12 protein-coding genes are annotated in these 14,621 nt (G+C 72.2%); 5 read left to right on the top strand and 7 right to left on the bottom strand.

What is annotated here, in order from left to right; translation table 11 throughout:
• The first annotated feature begins 1 nt into the window (after position 1).
• The 3 genes from L3i22_RS01940 (at position 2) to L3i22_RS01930 (ending at position 2,510) form a co-directional block, all read left to right on the top strand.
• Positions 2–682 (top strand): cyclase family protein, encoded by a 681-nt coding sequence (locus tag L3i22_RS01940; protein ID WP_221325288.1) that lies wholly within the window; start codon positions 2–4, stop codon positions 680–682.
• A complete protein-coding gene (locus L3i22_RS01935) occupies positions 679–1,704 on the top strand; it encodes a tetratricopeptide repeat protein (protein ID WP_255657886.1) in 1,026 nt (341 codons plus the stop codon). Before L3i22_RS01940 ends, L3i22_RS01935 begins: the two co-directional genes overlap by 4 nt.
• 74 nt (positions 1,705–1,778) lie before the next feature.
• On the top strand, positions 1,779–2,510 hold the full coding sequence (locus L3i22_RS01930) for a tetratricopeptide repeat protein (protein WP_221325287.1): 732 nt from the start codon (positions 1,779–1,781) through the stop codon (positions 2,508–2,510).
• On the opposite strand, the gene L3i22_RS01925 is transcribed toward L3i22_RS01930, so the two are convergent.
• Entirely contained in the window at positions 2,507–3,547 is a 1,041-nt protein-coding gene (locus tag L3i22_RS01925; protein WP_221325286.1) for a YbhN family protein, read from the bottom strand. The two genes, L3i22_RS01930 and L3i22_RS01925, sit on opposite strands and share 4 nt — an antisense overlap.
• A gap of 79 nt (positions 3,548–3,626) precedes the next feature.
• On the opposite strand from L3i22_RS01925, the gene L3i22_RS01920 reads away from it, so the two are divergent.
• On the top strand, positions 3,627–4,910 hold the full coding sequence (locus tag L3i22_RS01920) for an NAD(P)/FAD-dependent oxidoreductase (RefSeq protein WP_221325285.1): 1,284 nt from the start codon (positions 3,627–3,629) through the stop codon (positions 4,908–4,910).
• Here L3i22_RS01920 and L3i22_RS01915 read toward each other — a convergent pair.
• Positions 4,907–6,616: an APC family permease gene (locus tag L3i22_RS01915; RefSeq protein ID WP_221325284.1), complete on the bottom strand. Its 1,710-nt coding sequence runs from the start codon at positions 6,614–6,616 to the stop codon at positions 4,907–4,909. The genes L3i22_RS01920 and L3i22_RS01915 overlap by 4 nt on opposite strands.
• A gap of 159 nt (positions 6,617–6,775) precedes the next feature.
• On the opposite strand from L3i22_RS01915, the gene L3i22_RS01910 reads away from it, so the two are divergent.
• A complete protein-coding gene (locus L3i22_RS01910) occupies positions 6,776–9,031 on the top strand; it encodes a bifunctional diguanylate cyclase/phosphodiesterase (protein ID WP_255657885.1) in 2,256 nt (751 codons plus the stop codon).
• A 31-nt stretch (positions 9,032–9,062) separates the two neighbouring features.
• Here L3i22_RS01910 and crcB read toward each other — a convergent pair whose 3' ends face one another.
• From crcB to L3i22_RS01885, 5 genes are all read right to left on the bottom strand, one after another.
• Positions 9,063–9,419, bottom strand: coding sequence for a fluoride efflux transporter CrcB (gene crcB, locus L3i22_RS01905; protein ID WP_221329748.1), 357 nt, complete (start codon positions 9,417–9,419; stop codon positions 9,063–9,065).
• Between the two features lie 112 nt (positions 9,420–9,531).
• Positions 9,532–9,939, bottom strand: a complete 408-nt coding sequence (locus L3i22_RS01900; protein WP_221325283.1) for a CrcB family protein — start codon at positions 9,937–9,939, stop codon at positions 9,532–9,534.
• Between the two features lie 446 nt (positions 9,940–10,385).
• On the bottom strand, positions 10,386–12,581 hold the full coding sequence (locus tag L3i22_RS01895; RefSeq protein ID WP_221325282.1) for an MMPL family transporter: 2,196 nt from the start codon (positions 12,579–12,581) through the stop codon (positions 10,386–10,388).
• 71 nt (positions 12,582–12,652) lie between these two features.
• Positions 12,653–13,297 (bottom strand): response regulator transcription factor, encoded by a 645-nt coding sequence (locus tag L3i22_RS01890; RefSeq protein ID WP_221325281.1) that lies wholly within the window; start codon positions 13,295–13,297, stop codon positions 12,653–12,655.
• 12 nt (positions 13,298–13,309) lie between these two features.
• Entirely contained in the window at positions 13,310–14,617 is a 1,308-nt protein-coding gene (locus tag L3i22_RS01885) for a sensor histidine kinase (RefSeq protein ID WP_221325280.1), read from the bottom strand.
• Between the last annotated feature and the right edge of the window lie 4 nt (positions 14,618–14,621).

Here is a 14,621-nt window from a genome sequence, read left to right as displayed (position 1 = left end):
TGTGCCGCGGTACCGGTTCGTCGAGCTGAGTCACGTGATCCGGGACGGGCTGATCACCTACCCGGGACTGCCCGCCCCACGGATCGGGCAGCACCTGACCCGGGCGGAATCCCGGGACCGCTACGCGCCGGGCACCGAGTTCGCCATCGACCGGATCACCATGATCGGCAACACCGGGACGTACGTCGACAGCCCGTTCCACCGCTACCCCGACGGCGCCGACCTGGCCGCCCTGCCGCTGGACCGGCTCGCCGAGCTGCCGGCCGTGGTGGTCCGGGCGATCGGCGGCCCGCGCGGGGTCACCGCTGACACACTGGCCGGTGTGGACGTGACCGGGCACGCGGTGCTGCTGCACACCGGCGGCGACCAGCACTGGGCCACGAAGGACTATCCGGTGAACGCGCCCTACCTGACCCGGGAGGGCGCGCAGGACCTGGTGGACCGGGGCGCGACGCTGGTCGGCATCGACGCGGTGAACATCGACGACATCTCGGCGCGGGCCCGCGGCGAGCGGCCGGCGCACAGCCTGCTGCTGGCCGCCGGCATCCCGATCGTCGAGCACCTCACCAACCTGGTGGCGGTGCCGGACACCGGGGCGCGGTTCACCGCCGTGCCGCCGCGGATCGTCGGCTTCGGCAGCTTCCCGGTCCGCGCCTACGCGACCGTCGAGGCGCGCCCGTGACCCAGTCAGCGACCCAGCCGATCGCGATGGCCCGCGTGCAACTGCAGCGCGGCGATCCCGGCGCGGCCGCCGAGCTGCTCGGGCCGGTGCTGGCCGCCGAGCCGGACCACGTGACCGCGCTGGTGCTGATGACCCACGCGCAGCTCGCGCTGGAGAAACCGGAGCTGGCGTACGAGGTGGCGACCCGGGCCGTGCAGCACGCGCCCGGGTCGGCCGAGGCGCTCACCGCGCTGAGCCGGGCGCTGACCGCGCTCGGGCGGCACGACGAGGCGATCGCCACGGCGCAGGCCGCGGTGGCCCGGCAGGCGGAGAATCCGTACCGGCACAATCGGCTCGCGTGGGCGCTGCTGGAGGCGGGCAACCGGCCGGTGGACGCGGAACACGCGGCCCGCGAGGCGGTCCGGCTCGACCCGGAGGAGGCCGACTTCCGGATCACCTACGCGATGGTGATGAAGCAGCTGAACCTGCCGCAACGCGCTCGGGAGGCGCTGCGGGACGCGCTGCGGCTGGCGCCGGACAACGCGATCGCCCGGCACGAGCTGGCCGCGTTCGACGTGGCGCACCGCAACCCGTTCGCGCTGACCCGGCTGGCCCGGGGCGTGACCGGGCTGGTCGCGGCGCTGCGGGCGGACCCCCGGCAGGAGGCCAGCCGGCATCTGCTGGACGCGGCGCTGCGGCAGTTCCTGGTCTACACCGCGATCATCATGGTGGTCTTCGCCTACCTGGGCTGGCGGGTGTCGGACGACTCGACGGCGTGGGCGCGGGTGCTGGCCGCGACCGCGTTCCTGGCTCCGGCCGGATACGCGGGGTACTTCCTGGCACGATTGGATCGGGTGCTCCGGTCGTACCTCAAGGAGGTCTTGGCCCGGCAGCGGACCGCGAGCATCGCCGCGGCCCTGACCCTCGCCATGCTCCTGGTCGCCACCGTGGCGCCGGCCGGGTGGTTGCCCGGGCTGCTCGGCGCCGCGAGCCTGGCCGGGTTCGCGGTCCGCATCCTGACCTCGATGGTTCCGCGGCTCTGAAGCGCTAATAAATCCCGGTCGCGTGCCGAAGTGAGCCTTGAGCGCCCTGTCCCCTGGCTACCCGGAGCGGCCCGATGACTGACCTGGCCCCAACCGCCGCTTTTCCCCCGCCCACGGCCGCTGCCCCCTACCCGGGCGTGGCCGAACGCGCGTTCGCGGACCCGGCCGACATGGCCGTCGCCCGGGCCGCCGCCCTCTTCGAGAACATGCAGCCGGCCGAGGCCGCCGGGATGCTCGAACCGATGCTGGCCGGCAACCCGCAGTCGCCGGCCGGCTGGATCCTGATGGCCCGCATCCGGCTCTCGCTCGACCAGGTGGAACCGGCGCTCGCCGCCGCGCACAAGGCGATCGAGCTGGCCCCCGAGGACCCGCGGCCGCTGGCCATCGCCAGCCGGGCGCTGACCCTGCAGGGCAAGCACGACGAGGCGATGTCGATGGCCTACCGCGCGGTGATCGTCGAGCCGAAGAACCCGCTCTGGCACGACCGGGTCGCCTGGGCGCTGCTCGCCGCCGACCGGCAGCTCGCGGACGCCGAACAGGCCGCGCGGACGGCGATCTCGCTGGACCCGAACGAGGCACACTACTACTTCACGCACGGGGTGGCGCTGGCCGCGCTCGGGCATGTGGATCAGGCTCGGCAGGCGCTGACCACGTCGCTGCGGCTGGAGCCGAACAATCCGGTGGCCAGGCAGCGGCTGGACATCCTGAACGGGGACGCGGTGCCCGTGGTCGAGAAGAAGAAGCGTGGATGGAAACTTTTCGGGCGAAAAAACGAGGCTCCGGTACGCCCGGAAGAGCGCACCTAGACAGCGGTCGTCTTGGCGCGGTGGCGTAGGAGCAGCCAGACGAGCCAGCCGGCACCGATGATGAAGCCGAAGCTGATCGCCCGGTAGAGGACCACCGCCGCGACCGCCCCGGCGCTGGTCAGGCCGCCCGCGACCAGGCCCAGGACCAGGGCGGCGTCGACCACACCCAGGCCGCCGGGGATCACCGGCACGCTCGCGGCGGCCATCCCCGCGCAGTACGCGATCAACAGGTGCACCGGCGTGATCCGGTCCGCCCCGACCGCGACGCAGCACACCCACAGGCAGAGCGCGTCGAACAGCCAGTTCGCGCAGGCCAGCAGCACCGCGACGGCGAAGTGCAGCGGATGCACCCGGATCGCCCGCAACTGGGTGAAGAAGCCGAACAGCCGGTCGGCGCCGTGCTCGGGCGGGCGACGGCGCACCCGGTTCACCCCGCCGAGCAGGGCGCGGACCGGCCGGTCCAGCCAGAGCGGGTGCTTGGCGAGCAGGCGGACGGCGGCGGTCACCGCGATCGCGCCGGCCGCGTATCCGGCCAGGGTGCGCCAGCTGCCGGTGTTCCGGGCCAGCAGGCCACCCACCGAGCCGACCAGGATCAGGGCGCCGGTGGAGAGGACGCCACTGAGCGCGATGCACCACGAGGCTTCGGCGGAGGCTACGCCGTACCGTCGCATCTGTCGGAAATTGAAGCTGGCGGAGAAGACCGGACCGCCCGGGAGGGTCACGCTCAGTGAATGCGCGGCGTAGGCCATCGCCACGTGCCGGCGCACGCTGACCTTGGTGCCGGCGCCGCGCAACAGGGCCCGCTGCATCCGGGCGTAGGTGCCCATCGACACGATCTCGGCCGCGAGGGCCGCACCGACCCAACCCCAGTGCGGGGCGCGGAGCTGCGTGAACGCTCCGGTCAGGGCCGGCCAGCCGACGATCAGCTCGGCGCCGAGCACGACCGTCATCAGCGCGGCCACCCATGCGCCCCGGCGCCTCCGGGGAGACGTACGGGTCACCGACGTGGCCGCCGCACGGGCGCCGGTCGCGGTCATCACATCGATCGTGCCACCCGACCGGAGAACTTTTCGCAACTTCGCCGCGAAGGTTTCGGCTGGTGGCAGGCTATTCCGCATGCCACGTCCGCGGATCGTCATCGTCGGTGCCGGCTTCGCGGGGTACACCGCGGCCCGGCGATTGCAGCGGATCGCCCGGGGCCGGGCCGAGATCGTGCTGCTCAACCCGACCGACTACTTTCTGTATCTGCCGCTGCTGCCCGAGGTGGCGACCGGGGTGCTCGAACCGCGCCGGGTCTCGGTGCCGCTGGCGCTGCCCGGGGTGCGGATGCTGCTCGGGCATGCCGGGGCGTTCGACCTGGATGCCCGTACCGTCGAGTGGGCCGACCCGGAGGGCGCTCGCGGCGTCCTCGGCTATCACCGGCTGGTGCTCGCGCTGGGCAGCGTGAACAAGCTGCTGCCGGTGCCCGGCGTGACCGAATACGCCCACGGGTTCCGCGGGCTCGCGGAGGCCCTCTACCTGCGTGATCACCTGACCCGGCAGGTGGAGCTGGCGGCGCAGTGCGCCGATCCGGTGGAACGCCAGGCCAGGTGCACGTTCGTGGTGGCCGGCGCGGGATACACCGGGACCGAGGTGGCCGCCCAGGGGGCGCTGTTCACCTCGGCGCTCGCGGACGGGAAGTCGCTCGCGCCCCGCTGGCTGATCCTGGACACCGCCGAGCGGGTGCTTCCGGCGCTCGATCCGCGGCTGTCGCGGACCGCCGCGGAGGTGCTGCGGCACCGCGGCGTCCGGGTCCTGACCGGCACCGGCGTGACCGAGGCCGGGCCGGACGGGGTGCGGCTCTCGAACGGGGAGAGCGTGCCGACCCGGACCCTGGTCTGGTGTGTCGGCGTGCGGCCGGAACCGCTCGTGGCCGGTCTCGGGCTGGCCACCCGGGACGGGCGGCTCGTGGTCGACGAGTTCCTCAACGTGCCCGGCCGGCCGGACGTCTTCGCCTGCGGGGACGCGGCCGCCGTTCCGGATCTGCGGCATCCGGGGGCGATCACCGGGATGACGGCGCAGCACGCGGTCCGGCAGGGACAACTCGTCGCGGGGAACATCGCGGCCTCCTACGGGCACGGGCGGCGGCGGGCGTACCGGCATCGGGATCTCGGCTTCGTCGTGGATCTCGGCGGGTGGTCGGCGGCGGCGGATCCGCTCGGGATTCCGCTGAGCGGGGCGGTGGCCAAGACGGTGACCCGCGGATACCACCTGATGTCGATGCCGGGGAACCGGGTGCGGGTGGCGGCGGACTGGCTTCTCGACGGGGTGCTGTCCCGGCAGCCGGTGCAGCTCGGGCTGGTCCGGGGCAGCGCGGTGCCACTGGCCGCCGAGTCGGACCGGGGCGATCGGCTCGGTTAGCTGTCGGCGTTGACCTCCGGCTGGACCCGCTCGGGGCGGTGCGCGCCGGGGGCGCGCTGCTGCGGGATCTTGGCCGGCTGCGCTTCGTCGGGGGCGGGCTCGGTCTTCTTGTCGGATTTGTCGTCTATATCATCCTTAGACGCGTCCGGCGGCGTATCCCAGGACCACGGATTCTCGCCGCGAGCCGGTGCCGGAGCCGCGGCCGGCGCCTTCTCCGGGGTGATCCGTTGCGGGGTGACCACCAGTACCGCGCCGCCCAGGCCGATCGCCGCATACCGGACCGGGTGCGTCGCGCGGAGCACCAGCGCGTGCCCCAGCCCGATCACCGGGCAGGCGGCGAGTGCGGCGGCCACCACCGTCACCCACGGCGACCCGGACCGGACGTCGAGCAGCGCGGGCAGGTTCAGGCCGGCCAGATAGACCAGCACGCCAAGAGACACTGTGGACAGAAGGGGCGCGAAGAACCTGGTCCAGGCGCCTTCGCCGCCCGGCGCGCGGTTCAGGTGCAGCAGCGCGGCCACCGCGGTGAGCAGCAACAACACGAGAACGGCCAGGCTGCCGCCGACGGTGAGCCAGCGGGCGGTCCGGGCCGACGCCTCGGCGCCGGCCACGGCCGCGCCGAGCAGCGCGGCACCCGCGATCAGCGATTGGGTCAGGGCGGCGGCGCGCGGCGCGCGGGTGCGCTCAGAAACATTTCCCAGTACGGCGGGGAGCACGCGCTCGCGGCCGAGGGCGAACAGGTAGCGAGCGATCGCGTGATGCACCGCGAGGATCGCCGCCAGCAGGCCGGTGAACAGCATCACCCGGCCGATCGTGACCGCCCAGCCGGCGAGGCGCTCGTCGGCCAGGGCGAACAACAGCTCCGGCCCCCGGTTCGCGGCGCGCCCGGCCACCCCGCGCGGACCGGCCGCCACGATCAGGCTCCAGGTCACCCCGGCCAGCAGGAGCGCGATCGCCGGCACCGCGAGGCGGGCGGCGCGACCGGCGGTGCGGCGCGGGTCACGGGACTCCTCAGCGTACGTCGAAATCGTCTCGAAACCGGCGAAGGACAGCACCGCGACCGCAAGCAGGAGTCCGAGCAGCGGCCGATCGATCCGGGCGAGATCGCCGAGCCAGTACGTCCCGGTCTCGATCCGGCCGCCGGACGGGCGCACCACGTTGGCGGCGGCGAGCCCGGCCAGCACCGCGGCCTCGGCGACGGTGAGGATCGTGATCACCACGGCGGCGACCTCGATCCGGACCGTCCCGACGAGCGTGACCACCGCCCAGCACCCGGCGGCCACCGCCCACCAGGGCGCGGTCACGCCGAACCAGCCGAGCAACAGGGGCGCCGCGGCCTGCGCGGTGAGCGCGTAGAGACCGAACTGGATCGCGTGGTAGCCGGCCAGGGCCAGCCAGGCGCCGGTCAGCGCGGCGGGCCGGCCCAGGCCACGGGCGAGCTGCGGGTAGACGCCGCCGGCGCTGGGCGCCCGGCGGATCATGGCGGCGTACGGCGTACCGAAAAGGACCAGGACGACCGCGACCGCGACGACGGAGAGTGCCGCCAGCGGCCCGGCGCCGGCGGCCAGGACCGGCGGGATCACGATGACCACCGTGGCGATCGGCGCGGCCGCGGCCATGCCGAAGAACGCGACGGATCCGGCGCCGAGACGTCCGAGAGCGAGCCCGGCGGGCTCCTCGTGCGAAGGTGCGTCAGGGGTGGCCACGGACTCTATTCAGTCGTACCGAAGCGGACTTTGACAACCATGCGTCACCGGACAATGACCGCTCGTGACCAGATTGGCACACCCTGATCGACCGGCCGGCTCCCGGCCCCGCGGGTTGCAATTCCTCAACTGGGGTGGGCCGCAGCCGACTGCAACATTGTGCTCGCCACCCAGCAACTGACGGAGTTCCTCTCCGTCGTCGCCGACCGCCCGGATGAGGCCGCCGCGCAGCACGCCGCCGTCGAATGCGCCGTACGCGCACTCGAGGCCGACCTCGCGGTGCTGATGGTCGACGGTGGCGTGGTCGCGGCGGTCGGGCTCCCCGTGGAACGGATCCCGGCGTACGACCTCACCGAGATCGCCGCCGGCAACCGCACCACCTTCGAGGCCGACGGCCGCCTCTACGCGGTCACCCTGGCCCACCTCGGCGGCGTGACGCCGGGCGTCCTGGTGCTCGGCCGACAGGCCATGTTCAGCGTCGAGGAGGTCTGCCTCCTGCGCGGCATGGCCCGGGTGCTCGAACTGAGCCTCCAGGCGCTGCACCTGATCGAGGTGGAACGCCGGCAGTCCGCCGAGAACAAGACCCTGATCAACTCGTTGCAGCGCCGGCAGCGGCTGTTCGACGAGCTGAGCGCGGTGCAGCGGGCCATCGCCAAGCGGGAGCCGCTGCGCCGGATCCTCGACCAGATCACCGCGAGCGCGGCCGAGCTGCTCGACGTCGAACTGTCCGGGCTGACCGTGCTGGACCTCGACGATCCGAGCCGGACCAGCCTGATCGCCAGCCGCGGCGTCAGCGACGAGGGCGTCGAGCGGATGCAGGGGATGCCGGTCGCGGCGCTGGGCGTCGCCGGGCTCGCCATGATGGGCAACGAGCTGATCGCCGTCGACGACTACGCGAACTCGCCGATCGCCGTGCCGGAGATCGTCCGCGCGCAGCTGAAGAGCGTGATGGCGGTGCCGGTGCACGAGGACGACGTGGTGGTCGGGGCGCTGTTCGTCGGCTCCTTCCACGCCGTACGGGAATGGGACCGCGCCTCGCAGGAGATCCTGCAGGCCTTCGCCGAGCACGTCAGCCTGGCCATCACCGACGCGCGGACGCTGCGCGAGATGAACCACGCGTTCCACGACTCGCTGACCGGACTCGCGAACCGCTCGCTGTTCACCACCCGGATGGAGAACGCGCTGGCCACCGCCGGCTCGCACGGGGTGGCCGCGCTCCTGGTCGACCTGGACCGGTTCAAGGTGGTCAACGACTCGCTCGGACACGCGATCGGCGACCGGCTGCTGAGCTCGGTGGCCGACCGGCTGCGCGCCTGCCTGCGTACCGGGGACACCGCGGCCCGGCTCGGCGGGGACGAGTTCGCCGTGCTGCTGCCGGACGTCGTCGGGATCGAGCTCGCGGTGCCGGTGGCGCGACGGATCGTGGCCGCGCTGCGGGAGCCGTTCGACCTGGACGGGCGGGAGATCTACGCCAGTTGCAGCGTCGGCGTCGCGTACGCCGAAGCCGGCAGCACCGACGCGGACGACCTCCTGGTCCGCGCCGACCTGGCCGTCTTCGAGGCGAAGAAACAGGGCAAGGACCAGCTCGCGGTCTTCGAGCCGGCGATGCGCGCGTCCTTCCAGAAACACCTGGAGATGGAGGCCGACCTGCGGCGGGCGGTGCTGCGGCACGAGTTCGAGCTGCGGTTCCAGCCGATCGTGCGGCTGCGCACCCAGGAGATCTCCGGGCTGGAGGCGCTGGTCCGCTGGCAGCACCCGGAGCGCGGGATCATCCCGCCGATGGAGTTCATCCCGCTCGCCGAGGAGACCGGGCTGATCGTGCCGATCGGCGAGTGGGTGCTGCGCGAGGCCTGCCGTCAGGCCGCACGATGGAACTCGCAGCGTGACGCGGACACCCCGCTGACCGTCAGCGTGAACCTCTCCGCGGTCCAGCTGGAACGGGCCGACCTGCCCCAACTCGTGTCGTCGGCGCTGGCGGACAGCGGGCTGCCGGCCAAGTGCCTGATCATCGAGCTGACCGAGTCGCTGCTGGTCGATCACCGGCCGGAGACGCTGCGGCGGTTGCACGCGGTGAAGGCGCTCGGGGTGCGGCTGGCGATCGACGACTTCGGGACCGGGTACTCGTCGCTGGCGTACCTGCGGAACTTCCCGGTCGACATCATCAAGATCGACAAGTCGTTCGTGGACGACATCGGCGACATGCCGGCCGCGGCGGCGCTGACCCTGGGGATCATCCAGCTCGGGCAGGCGCTGCAGCTCTCCACGATCGCCGAGGGGATCGAGCACGTCGAGCAGTTGAGCGAGCTCGCCGACGGGAACTGCGAGCTGGGGCAGGGGTACTACTTCGCGGAGCCGCTGACCACGGACGCGATGGACGACCTGCTGTTCCCGGTCGAGTCCCCGGCCGACGAGTAACCGACAACCCCGCGGGCCGAGGCGCGGTGCGTCAGACGGCGTCGGCCAGGATCAGGCCGACACTCGCGGCGCCGAGCCCGGCCAACAGGCTGACCAGCACATACGCGAAAGCCTTCGCCCGCTCGCCCCGGCGCGCGAAGGTCAGCGCCTCCCAGGAGAACGTCGAATACGTGGTCAGCGCCCCGCAGAACCCGGTCCCGATCAACGCGGTCAGGCCGTGCGAGAGCGGCATCCCGAGCACGAAGCCGAGCACCAGCGACCCCGCCACGTTGACGGCAAGCGTGCCCCAGGGAAAACCGCTCCCGTAGCGAGCCTGAACGTAACGGTCGGTGACATACCGCAGCGGTGCGCCGATCGCCGCCCCGACCACAACCAGCAGCACCGTGATCAACGCCGCCCCTCCCCTACCGCCGCAAAAGGCGCGCCCGGCAAGGCCACGCCATCCGTCGCCGCAAAAGGCGCGCCCGGGCGGGCGCCACCCGCCGCGAACAGCGTGTTCGTCATCGCCGCACCGGGTCGAGCGAGGCCGCCGCGCCGAGGGACGCCAGCGAACTGCCGGCCCAGACCGCGAGCAGCGCCCCGACCACCGTCGCGAAAAGATAGGCCAGCGCGATCCCGGGCACCGCCCGCAACACGTCGACCTCCGCGGTCGAGAACGTCGTGTAGCCGCCCAGCACCCCGGTACCCAGGAAGAGCCGCGTCAGCCGACCCTCCGGCCGGAACCGGGCGAGCAGCGTGTACAGCACGCCGATCATGAAACACCCGGAGACGTTGATCGACCAGATGGCCCACGGGAACTCGGCCGGTGTGTGCGGCCAGACAACTCCGATGGCGTAGCGGGCGAGCGCGCCGAGCACCCCACCGCCCGCGACCGCGGCCAGCGCCCGCCGGTCGACGTCGAGATCCATTTCCGAGACGTTATCGCGCGGGCGGCCGGGGGGACGTGGCGGCGTCCTCCCCGGCCGGTTCCGGGCGCTCGGGACAGATCCACCGATCGCATGAAACGACCTGAAACAGGCGATGTAAATGCCCGTTGACCTGTGCCTCGGCGTTTTCAGAGTCCACTGTAGGCGACGATCTTGCGCGGCGGAAACCGGACCCCATGACTCAGCGCGAACAACCCCAAGATCAAAGACCGATTTCGGTACGCCGAAATCCCCGCAACCCAACCGCAAACCACCCCGGAACCGCCCCCGCCACGCACTCCAGGGGCCACCGCCGGCACGCAAACCGCCCCGAGACCGGCCCCATCACGTACCCCGAAAGCCGCACCCCACACGCGAACCACCGACCCATCCCGTACCCCAAATGCCGCGGCCCGGACGCGAAGCGCGCCCGGACCGAACCGCGGACCTCAGCCGACCGGAGTCAGCGGACGCCGCATGACCACCGGCTCGACCTCCGGCTCCACGTCGTGGGCGATCTCCGGCAGCCAGCCCAGCCACCGGGGCAGCCACCAGTTCGCCTTACCGAGCATCGCCATCACGGCCGGGAGCAGCACCGCCCGGACGATCGTCGCGTCCAGCAGCACCGCCGCCGCCAGCCCGACGCCGAGCTGCTTGGTCGAGTTCAGCGGGAGCGTCGCGAACAGGCCGAACACCGCCACCATCACCACGGCCGCGCTGGTGATCACGCCGGCCGTCCGGCCGACGCCCTCGCGGACCGCGTCCCGCGTGCTCAGGCCCCGGTCGTGACCCTCGCGGATCCGGCTGAGCACGAAGACGTGGTAGTCCATCGAGAGACCGAACAGGATCACGAAGAGGAACAGCGGCATCCAGTTGGTGATCCCACCGCTGGAGACGAAGTCGAGCTGCTTCTCGAAGTGCCCGTACTGGAAGACGTAGACCAGCATGCCGTAGGCGGCGGCGACGGAGAGCAGGTTGAGCACCACGCCGGTGATCGCGACCACGACCGACCGGAACGACACCAGCAGGAGCAGGAACGCCAGCCCGAGCACGAAGCCGAACACCCAGGGCAGGCTGTCGTCGAGCTGTTTGTTGAAGTCGGCGTTCGCCGCGGTGTCGCCGGAGACCAGCGCGGTCGCGCCGGGCAGCGCGCCGAACGTGGCCGGCACGATCCGGCCGCGCAGGGTGTCCAGGGCGGCCGTCGCCGTACTGTCGTCGCCCTTGCCCACCAGGCCCACGGAGACCACCGCGACCGTCCCGGCGGGGTTGATCTCGATGTCGATCGGCTCGACGAGCTGGCCGCTCGCCTTCGCCTCGGCGCGGAACTTGGTGAGCGCCTGCTGGAACCCGTCACCCTTGACCGAGGAGCTCTCGACGACCACCCGGGCCGGCGTGGTCTTGCTCGGGAACGCCTCGTTGATCGCCTTCAGCGCCTGCACGATCGGGGCGTCCGGCGGCAGGTCCTGGATGCTCTCCGCCTTGGTCTTCAGGTCCAGCGCCGGCGCCGCCAGCGCGCCCAGTGCCGCCACCGCGACCAGCGCCGAGATCAGCGGCTTGGCCAGGACCACCTTGAGCAGCGCGGGCCAGAACCGGCCGTCGCTGCGGCGCCGGTAGAGCCCCGGGATCTTGATCGCGTCGACCCGGTCGCCGAGCGCCGACAGCAGGGCCGGCAGCACGGTCAGCGAGCCCAGCACCGCGGTGGTGACCACCAGGATGGTGCCCAGGCCGAAGCTGACGAACGTGGTGTCGTGGGTCAGGAACATGCCGGCCATCGCCACGATCACGGTGAGGCCGGAGACCCAGATCGACCGGCCCGAGGTCTGCGCGGCGATCATCAGGGCCCGGTGCGGATCAGCCCCGTTGCGGCGCTCGTCCCGCTCCCGGCGGATGTAGAACAGGCAGTAGTCGACCCCGACCGCGAGCCCGACCAGCAGCATCACGTGCGAGGTCGCGTCGACCGTCGGAGCCAGCCGGCTGAACCCGGCCATCAGCCCGATCGCCGCGATCACCGCGGTCACCGCCAGGCCGACCGGGAGCAGCGCGGCCACCACCGCGCCGAACGCCACCAGCAGGATGCCGAGCGTGACCGGGATGGAGAGCATCGACAGCCGGGCGAGGCCGGCGTCCAGCTCGTCGCCGATCAGCTTGTCGCCACTGGCGTCGCCGCCCTCGGCGATGAGCAGGTCCGGATGCGCGGCCTGCACCTTCGCCACCGCGTCCAGCGCCGGGCCGACCCGGTCCTTCGCGGTCTCCGCGTCACCCTTGACGCTGAACGTGATCAGCGTGGAGCGCCCGTCCGGTGACTGGATCGGCTTCTGCACGTCGGTGACGTCGCTCAGCGCCGACAGCGTCCGGGTGATCTCGGTGCCGGCGGCGACCCGGTCGGTGCCGGCCCGGTTCTGGATCAGCACCATCTCGCCGGCCGGCTGCTTCGGGAAGCCCGCCCCCTCGACGATCTTCTCGGCCCGGCCGGAGTCACCGTTGCCCTGGTCGGCGTTGGACGCCGCGAGGGTGCCCACCATGCCGCTGAGGACGGTGGCGGCGGCCACGAAAGCGATCCACCCCAGGATCGCGAGCACCCGGTGCCGGGCGCTCCAGATCGCGACGCGAGGCGCGATTCCCTTGACTTTCCCCCTGTGTTCCATGCCTGAGAACGCTATGGATCACGGAGATCATCATGAATCCGGCGAGCCCCCGAACCGGGGTGGGGATAACCCTACGTCTGTAGGTAGGCCAGCACCGCCAGGACGCGTCGGTGCTGCTCCTCGTCCTGGTGGAGGTCGAGCTTGGTGAAGATGTTGCGCACGTGCTTCTCCACCGCGCCCTCGGTGACCACCATCTTGCGGGCCACCGCGGTGTTCGACATGCCCTCCGCCATCAGGCCCAGCACCTCGCGCTCGCGCGGGGTCAGGCTGCGCAGCGGATCGTCCCGCCGGCGCCGGACCAGCAACTGGCCGACCACCTCGGGGTCGAGCACGGTCCCGCCGTCGGCGACCCGGCGCAGGCCGTCCAGGAAGTCGGCGACCAGCGACACCCGGTCCTTGAGCAGATAGCCGACCGCCCCTCGGCGATCGGCCAGCAGGTCATCGGCGTACGAGACCTCGACGTACTGCGAGAGCACCAGGATCGGCGTGCCCGGGACCCGGCTGCGCGCCTCCACCGCCGCCCGCAGGCCCTCGTCGGTGTGCGACGGCGGCATCCGGACGTCCACGATCGAGACGTCCGGACGATGCTCGACGACCGCCTCGACCAGGGATGGCCCGTCGCCGACGGCCGCCACCACGGTGTGGCCGTTCTCCTCGACAAGCCGGATCAGTCCCTCGCGCAACAGGACCGCGTCATCGGCGATTACCACTCGCATGCGGCCACTCTGTCAGAGTGGCAGCGCCGCCGTCAGCCGGGTTCCCTCTCCCTCGGCGCTGTCCACGGCCAGCACCCCGCCGGCCGCCGTGACCCGGTCGTCCAGGCCGGCCAGGCCGTGCCCCTTGGCCAGACTCGCGCCGCCCACCCCGTCGTCCGAGACGGTCACCAGCAGGCCGGTGGCGATCCGCTGGACGCTGACCTGCACCTCGCTGGCGTGGCTGTGCTTGGCGACGTTGGTCAGGGCCTCGGCGACCACGAAGTACGCCGTCGACTCGACCGACGGGTCCATCCGCTCGAAGAACGGGGCGTCCAGGTCGACCGGGACGGTGCAGCGGCCGGCCAGCGCGGTCAGCGCCGCCTGCAGGCCCCGGTCCACCAGGATCGGCGGGGCGATCCCGCGGGACAGGGCGCGCAGCTCGTCGAGCGTCTCCCGGGTCTGGCTGAGCGCCTCGGCGACGGTCGCCCGGGCCGCCTCCGGGTCGGAGGCGAACTGCTGCTCGGCACGGCCCAGGTCCATGGCGAGCCGGACCAGCCGCTGCTGCGGGCCGTCGTGGATGTCCCGCTCCAGCCTGCGCAGCGCGGTGGCCTCGGCCGAGACGGCGGCCGCCTTCTGGCCCAGCGCGGTGTCCCGGGCGGCGTTCGCGTCGGCCACCTGCTGGCGCAGCTCGTCGACCCCGCTGAGCAGGCCTCGGGCGAACTGCGCCTCGAGCAGCGCCGAGCCGCGCACCACCGGGATCAGCGTGATCGCGAAGAACAGGCCCATCAGCAGGTAGAAGGTGATCCGGACGAGGGCGGTGTCCTGGAAGCCGAGCAGCTCGGGCAGCTCCTGGTTGTCCGGCGTGTGCGGGAGCGCCCAGTCCCACAGCGCGTACGTGAGGCCGCTCAGCACCCCGGTCCACCAGGTGAAGACGAAGCAGAACGCGATCGTGCTCGGGATGAACCGGAAGATCCCGTGCACCAGGTCCAACCAGGACTGACCGTCGGCGAGTGGGCTGAACATCCGGCCGACCCAGCTCTTCGCCCGGGACGAGCGATAGTGCGGATGTGGGATCCGCCGGCGCAGCACCGGCCCGATCCGCAGCCGTTCCAGATGCGCGAACCCGCGGGACATCGCGAGCGCGCCGGCCAGCAGCGGCAGGCCGATCCAGATGATCGCGGTGCTGACCCCGATCGCGAACCCGGCGATGCAGAGCACCAGCGTGATCAGCCCGATCGGGAAGCCGAGCAGCACATACTGCGTGTCGACGCCCAGCTGACGCAGGTATCGCCGGGCCGGGGCGGGGGTGGTGGCCGGAGCATCGGCGTACGAGATTGTCATGTCC

The organism is Actinoplanes sp. L3-i22 (assembly GCF_019704555.1).
In the GTDB taxonomy this organism is placed as follows: domain Bacteria; phylum Actinomycetota; class Actinomycetes; order Mycobacteriales; family Micromonosporaceae; genus Actinoplanes.
This window is presented reverse-complemented; position numbering and strand designations above follow the sequence as displayed.